Origin of the sequence: Priestia veravalensis (assembly GCF_001457055.1) — a bacterium.
GTDB lineage: Bacteria > Bacillota > Bacilli > Bacillales > Bacillaceae_H > Priestia > Priestia flexa.
The window spans coordinates 1-7292 of sequence record NZ_KQ758733.1 but is presented as its reverse complement, the minus strand read 5'-3'; the positions used below and the strand labels follow the sequence as shown (position 1 = coordinate 7292).

The following is a 7292-nucleotide window of genomic DNA, read 5'->3' as shown; positions in this document are numbered from 1 at the left end:
TTTTTTGCCTAAATGTAATTGCGCAAATCGAAACAAAAAGTAAGCGAAAAACGCTACAGATTAGCCGTTTTTTAAGGGCTTCGTTATGGAAACCGGCACATATCTGGATACGAAAGATTAAAGGAAAAACCGTTCCTTAAAAATAAATTGTCGTCGTCGCACAAGTCTAATTGTACATAATTTCCAAATGGATGGAGCCACCTTTAATAAGGTATTTACTTTTTTGGCTCTAAACAGGAAAAAACATTAAACTGAAAATTGCGTCAACATTTATGCAACACTAGTGAAACTTAGTTTTTCTCTAACAAACGTTCCATCTCTTCAAGCTTTTCTTTAAACACTTCTAATGCTTCTTTGATTGGTTCAGCAGTTGTCATATCCACTCCTGCGCGTTTTAGCACTTCGATTGGATAATCAGAGCTTCCAGCTTTTAAGAAGCCAAGGTAACGCTCAACAGCCGCGTCTCCTTCTTCAAGAATTTGCTTACTTAGCGCTGCAGCTGCGCTGAAGCCTGTTGCGTATTGATACACATAATAATTATAGTAGAAATGTGGAATTCTTGCCCACTCTAAGCCAATCTCTTCATCAATGACTAAATTATCACCAAAGTACTTTTTATTTAAATCATAGTATAACTTTGTTAGCAGCTCTGGTGTTAGCGGTTCACCATTTTGAGCCCGAACGTGAATTTCATGCTCAAATTCAGCAAACATCGTTTGACGGAACACGGTACCGCGGAAGCCTTCTAAATAATGATTTAATAAGTATAATCGTTTCTTTTCATCATCGATTGTTTTCAATAAATAATCATTTAATAGAGCTTCGTTACACGTAGATGCGACTTCAGCGACAAAGATTGAATAATCACCGTATGGGTAAGGCTGTTCTTTACGCGTATAGTAACTGTGCACTGAGTGACCAAACTCATGAGCTAATGTGAAAAGATTGTTCACATTGTCCTGCCAGTTCATTAAGATATATGGATTTGTTCCATATGTTCCAGAAGAATAAGCACCGCTTCGCTTTCCTTTGTTTTCGTGCACATCAACCCAGCGATTTTCAAATCCTTCTTTTAAAATGGAAATGTACTCTTCTCCAAGCGGCGCCAAACCTTTTAATAAATAATCTTTTGCTTCGCTATATGGTATTTCCATTTTGACGTCTTGCACAAGCGGTGTATACAGATCATACATGTGAAGCTCATCAACACCTAACACTTTCTTTCGTAGGTCAATATAGCGCTGTAATAGAGGCAGATATTCGTTTACCGTTGCAACTAAATTATCATATACCTCTTCTGGAATATTGTTTGCGCTTAGAGCTGCATGGCGAGCTGATTCGTAGTTACGGACCTTAGCGCTAAAGTTATCTTTTTTAACCGTTCCGCTAAGAGTACTCGCAAATGTATTTTTAAACTTTCCATACGTATCATAGACGGCTTTAAACGCTTCTTCTCTAACGCGTCGATCACTGCTTTCTAAAAACCGAATATAACGACCGTGGGTAATCTCCACTTCTTCCCCGTTTTCATCTTTAATGGATGGAAACTCTAAATCAGCATTATTCAGCATACCGAACGTATTACTTGATGCTCCTAGCGCTTCAGATGCCTGTGCTAGAATAGCTTCTTCACTCTCAGAAAGGATATGAGGACGCTCACGATTCATTTCATCCAGCGCATGTGCATATAGCTGTAAATCCTTGCTATCTTTTAAATATTGTTTTAGCGTTTCCTCATCTACTGCTAATAGTTCAGGCGTGACGTAAGATAACGCACTCGCAATTTCTGTATACAACATTTTAATTCGATCATTTAATCCTTGATAGAATGAGTTCGTTGTATCTTGGTCATACCTCATATGTGCATATGTATAAAGCTTGCTGACCCGCATTGTTAGTTCATCTTGCTGCTGAAGTGCTTTAAAAAGCATGTCTGCTGATTCTCCAAGCTTGCCGCGATATTGTTCCATTTCCGGAACTAAGGCTTTAACAGCTTGAAATTCTTGCTCCCACGCTTCATCCGTTTCAAAAATATCTTCTAATCTCCATGTATCTTCTACTTTAATTTCACTGCGATTTGGCAGCTTTTTCACCGTGGATTGTTCACTCATATTAACACCCTTTCATCTTTTACTCCGTCTCTGTTACTAATTTCGCTATATAGAAGACGAATCCTTTTTTATTGTATGTGACTTTTCAAAAATTAGTCAGCCTGTAAGTACGCCCAAACAGTGCTTCTATTTAAGCGTACTTATTTTCTGCTAACGTGTCACTTCTTTTGCTTGGTCTAACCATTTTTTCATTAATAACCCATCTTCTAAGAATGCATCTGAGCTGAGCATAGGAACTGTATACCCTCTCTCGATTCGATAAGAGTCATACGTAACAGGAGAAAAGAATTTTAGCTTGCATAGTACTTCTACGTACTCTAACAGCGGCTTTTCAATTGTAGACTGCATGAACGGAACATATCGTAATTTAATTAACTTTTTGCGAACCCGAGCGCTAAACTGCATATATAGCTGCTTAAGATTCACTACTTCCCCTACCTTTTTCACTTGCATGATATCAAGCAATAGCCAAGTTTGCCATATGACAGCCGGTGTTTCAATCATAAAAGCAGAAGGAATTGGAAAACCAGCTTCAGAAGGAAAATGAGTGGGTGGAATTTGAAGGGTATAGAGCTTTTCTAAAAAATGTTTATATTGTAAGCCCGGATATAGCATGTATGTTGTACGGAAGTTCCTCTTTTTTTGAATCCACCCTTCATGATAAGAAGGAGACGTATGCAAAGTAAGCCATTCTGAAAATGTATGAGAACTAGGTGTGAGAATTTTCAATTCAGCAAAAGCAATTTGGGAGGAAAACGGAATGATATGCTCAAGTTTGATTAACTCATTTGTGAAGGGTGAAAAATAATAAAGAGTTGGCGATTGGTCGGTGAGAGTGAGGTACTGCCATTCTTGAGGAGATAGGCGAAAAAGTGAGGTACCTAAGCGTTTTAATCGATTTGCGCCCATTATCCAAAAAGGGTGATACCCTTGCGTTCTATAGCCGCTTGTTCGCTGAACGAACGCTTCAGTAGACAATGAAGCACACTGAAATTCAAATGCATAAGCTGCTTTTCCTACTTCAACAAACAAATCTGGACGTTGTTGGATTTGAGGCAAGTAGTGCTCTAACTGAGCTGAGGTATGAGTTTGTAACCAACGAAACAGCTGGAGCTTTCCTGTTACGTGATAATCGCTCTCTCCTTCCTGGTCAACTGTACACTCTTTTTTTCGATGCGCAAAATGGGAACAGCGCTTTACTCCTACGCGAAGCACAACAGATTCATTACAAGCTGGACAATAAAAAGACCCCGTTTTTTGCAAACGCCGAAGCTCTGCCTCTGTAAAGCCACTGGCTAATGAAACCAAGCGATTATGGACTGTTTTTGCAACGAGCAATGGCTAACACTCCTTCCTTATTGAATTCTTACTGTATATTCGTTAAAGGTTAGCAAATCCCTTCTTTTTGTAAAAAGAGTTTGGGACATAACAAAATGATTGCTTCTAAAAGACGAACACTAGCTGTTCCCATCTCTTTAGTTTGTCTCAACACGTTCGTTCCATTGCGCTACGGCCACTCGCTTTCCGCGGGGAGGAACCTGAGCTTCCTCGCTGCGCTGCGGGATCTCAGTTTTCCTCTCTTTCCCGCAGGAGTCGAGTGTCCAACGCTCCATTCCACACTGTTTCCAACATTGTTTTCACAATCAACCAAAAAACCTGAACGATTAAAAGTTATGAACTCTCAATCGTTCAGGTATAGTAGAGGCTGAATTACTTATGTCTCAATCTTTCTTAGAGTAGAGGTGATAATAATCGAGATGTTGACTCGAAAACTCTCTGCAAGATGGGACGCTTTTGAAATTGATCTAAATGAAGTGACGAAGACACCTCTAAGTCCTGCATATACTCATAAACGAGCTTTTGAGTACTTGCTGTTTTATAAAGAAAAGCATTCACTTCAAAGTTTAAATGAAAGCTTCTCATATCCATGTTGGCAGTACCAATCGATGCAATTTCTTTATCCACAATCACAATTTTACTGTGCATGAAGCCTTTTTCGTATTCATACACTTTCACTCCTGCTGCTAGTAACTCTGGAAAGTAAGAGCGTGAAGCATGAAAAACGATTTTTTTATCTGGTTTTTTTGGTACAAGTAACCTAACGTCTACTCCGCTAAGCGCTGCTACTTTCAGCGCTGTGAAGATATCTTCATCAGGAATAAAATACGGTGATGCAATCCAAATTGATTCTCGCGCTGACGTAATCATGGAGAAAAATAAGTGTTTAATAACTTCCCATTCTCGGTCCGGACCTCCAGCAATCATTTGAACTCCCCCGCAGCTCTCCTCATCAACATCAATTAAGTCTGGTGACAAATAGGTTTGGGTTAACAGCGTTTGACCCGTCATATAATACCAGTCCTGTAAGAAAATTAGTTGTAAAGAGCGCACCGCTTCGCCACGAACCTGAAGATGCGTGTCACGCCAAAAGCCAAAGTGTCGACTTTGACCAAGATATTCATCCCCAATATTTAACCCTCCGACAAATCCAATCGTTCCGTCTATCACTACAATTTTACGGTGGTTTCGAAAGTTAATTTTATTGTTTAACAGCGGCAAGCGAACAGGTAAAAATGGTACCATTTCTACGCCTGCTTCTCGCATTTCGTGAATGTAGTGCTTAGAAAGCTTAAAACTTCCAACGGCGTCGTACAAAAAGCGCACATAAATACCCTCTTGTACTTTTTCAATCAAAATATCTTTAATTTTTTGTCCTAGGTCATCATGTCTGACAATGTAATATTCCATATGAATGTGGTGACGCGCATGCTGTAGAGCTTCAAGTATTTCATCAAATGTTTCGTCACCATTCGTGAGTGCTCGCGTATCAGACGCAAATGAAACGGGAGCTTTCCCGAGCTGAGTAGCTAATGTTAATAACTGTTTACGTTTTTCACCAAAGCGCTCAACCTGCTCATCAAAGATTGAAGAATCTCTTTCCATCTTCAATAAAACCTGCTCATCTAGCTTCGCTTTTTTTGCAAACAATCGTCTCTTTCGAATGTTTCGCCCAAACAGTAGATAAAAGAAAAAGCCGACAACAGGAAAACTTCCTAAAACGACAAGCCATGTTAACGTTTGGGTTGGGTGACGATTTTCAAGTGAAATAACTAATCCAATAAAGATCACGCTAATGGTAATCAGCAAGCTCAGAATCCCAATAATTTGACCACTCAAATACTCTTTTGTCAAAACAAGAACGACAACAAGACCTGCAATAAACACAAGTAGCTGTAAACGATTTTTCAATTTTATTCACCTATCCTACTAATGAACATGCTGTTCGTTCATAATAAAGACCGATTTCACATACATGAAATCGGCCACTTTTATCTTAACGGAAAATGAGCCTTTAATTGTTCTAATGCATTATCGCTCATTAACTGCTTTCCATATTCCATTAAACGGTGCACAGTTAAATGAGACTCATTTCCATACTCTAAAATAATGCTTAATATATTATCAATCTCAGTGACGAAGTCTTCATCATCTGTAAATTCTACATATAAATAATATTTGCCTTCAAACACATACATATGATTGATTAGCTCATCTAATTCTAGATGGTGGCTTAACATGATTAAATCTTCTAAGTCACGGAAATGAGCCACAAAATGCAGGCCTTCATCTTCAATGACACCCTCTTCAAGCTCATCCTTTTTCTTTTGGTTGGCTTGATGCTGATCTAACAGCGCTTCAACTTTTCCGTCTACAGGGATATCAATTTTATCATTTTCGCCAACTGGTACTTCGAATTTTTGACCATCTTTTGAAATTTGAGCTCTTGTTACAATAACTTCTAAGCCTTTTTCAAGCGCATGTACCTGAATCCAAAGCGGACCTTCTGCTACGAACTCTTCTTCTTGATGAATTTCATCCATCATCTCCCAAAACAGTTCCTCGCTTCGTTCTCTGCTAAACCAAATTTCATTTCGGTCAAATCCTCGTTCTTCAATATCAACGTATGTGACAAAAAATTTTACCGTATTTTCATTAATGCGTTCGATTTCCATTATCATCTCTCCCTTCGGAAAAATCAGTGAAGGCAATACGGTCTTTCTTTCTCATTACCTTAACGAAATAAGGACTATTTTCCTTTATGTTAAAGCAATACTACATGGACTTTACAAATTTGTAAAGTATTCTAACTCCACGTAAACAAGCATAGAATCTTTCTGTACACCTCATATATCCATTCTATGATAAAATCCTATGGAAGGGAAATAAAACACTCTGTTAACCATGCGAGCCGGTGCAACCTTAACATGATACGACTGAAGGCTCAATACTGCGTAATAGTACAAACTGTTACACAAATCGGGGGGCGACGTATATTGGACTTGGAACTACTCACCTCCATCCTACTCATTATCGGTATTGATATCGTACTAGGTGGAGACAATGCAATTGTAATTGCCCTTGCTAGCCGAAACCTCCCTGAGAAACAGCGCAACAAAGCAATCGTTCTTGGTACAGGGCTAGCTGTTGTAGTTCGTATTTTACTTACTATTTTAGCTGTTTATTTATTAACTATTCCTTATTTACAACTAATTGGTGGAATTTTATTAGTAGTCATTGCATTTAAGCTGCTCGTTTCAAATGAAGACGAATCCTCCAATATTAAGGCCAGTGCTACATTAGGCGCTGCGGTTCGCACCATTGTATTTGCTGACCTTGTCATGGGCTTAGACAACGTCATCGCCGTAGCTGGTGCAGCTCATGGGAATATCTTACTGGTGATTATTGGTCTTTTCGTTTCTATTCCTATTATTGTATGGGGAAGTAAGCTTATCCTATACTTAATGGAACGTTTTCCTCTACTTATTTATGCAGGAGCGGGTATTCTAGCTTACACAGCAGGAAATATGATTCGACACGAAAAGAACCTACACGGCTTCTTCGCCAATAATCATACGCTTGAAACATCAATTCCAGTCATCACTGTCATCTTGGTCTTAGCGAGCGGACTATTAATTAATAAATTTCGCTCACAATAAGCCTAATATAGGAGCAAGAAAGCCTTCATGTTATACATGAAGGCTTTTCAGGCTGTTGAGAAACTTTGTTCTCAACAGCTTTTTTATGTCTGTCTTTTTTTATCAGTGGTAACACTGATAAAAAAAGACTGGAGTTGATGAAACATGATGGGTGCACTTAAAAATCATCGAGATGAACAAGTGA

6 protein-coding genes and 1 pseudogene are annotated in these 7292 nt (G+C 38.8%); 2 read left to right on the top strand and 5 right to left on the bottom strand.

The features are described 5' to 3' along the window. A pseudogene (locus tag AS180_RS23005) lies at nt 1-140 on the top strand (IS4 family transposase); the annotation flags it as partial. Between the two features lie 150 nt (nt 141-290). Here AS180_RS23005 and pepF read toward each other — a convergent pair. The 5 genes from pepF to mecA form a co-directional block, all read right to left on the bottom strand. Beyond that, nucleotides 291-2111 (bottom strand): oligoendopeptidase F, encoded by a 1821-nt coding sequence (gene pepF, locus AS180_RS20640; protein ID WP_025908140.1) that lies wholly within the window; start codon nt 2109-2111, stop codon nt 291-293. Nucleotides 2112-2261: 150 nt separating this feature from the next. After that, on the bottom strand, nt 2262-3449 hold the full coding sequence (locus tag AS180_RS20635) for a competence protein CoiA (protein WP_025908141.1): 1188 nt from the start codon (nt 3447-3449) through the stop codon (nt 2262-2264). Between the two features lie 137 nt (nt 3450-3586). After that, nucleotides 3587-3724 (bottom strand): hypothetical protein, encoded by a 138-nt coding sequence (locus AS180_RS23000; protein WP_156413526.1) that lies wholly within the window; start codon nt 3722-3724, stop codon nt 3587-3589. 118 nt (nt 3725-3842) lie between these two features. Beyond that, a complete protein-coding gene (cls, locus tag AS180_RS20630; RefSeq protein WP_025908143.1) occupies nt 3843-5360 on the bottom strand; it encodes a cardiolipin synthase in 1518 nt (505 codons plus the stop codon). Nucleotides 5361-5440: 80 nt separating this feature from the next. Next, nucleotides 5441-6124 carry an adaptor protein MecA gene (mecA, locus tag AS180_RS20625; protein ID WP_025908144.1) on the bottom strand — a complete coding sequence of 228 codons (684 nt, stop codon included), beginning with the start codon at nt 6122-6124 and terminating at the stop codon, nt 5441-5443. A gap of 321 nt (nt 6125-6445) precedes the next feature. Here mecA and AS180_RS20620 point away from each other — a divergent pair, with 321 nt between their 5' ends. Next, complete coding sequence (locus AS180_RS20620) at nt 6446-7108, top strand: TerC family protein (RefSeq protein ID WP_025908145.1); 663 nt, start codon at nt 6446-6448, stop codon at nt 7106-7108. Nucleotides 7109-7292: the final 184 nt, after the last annotated feature.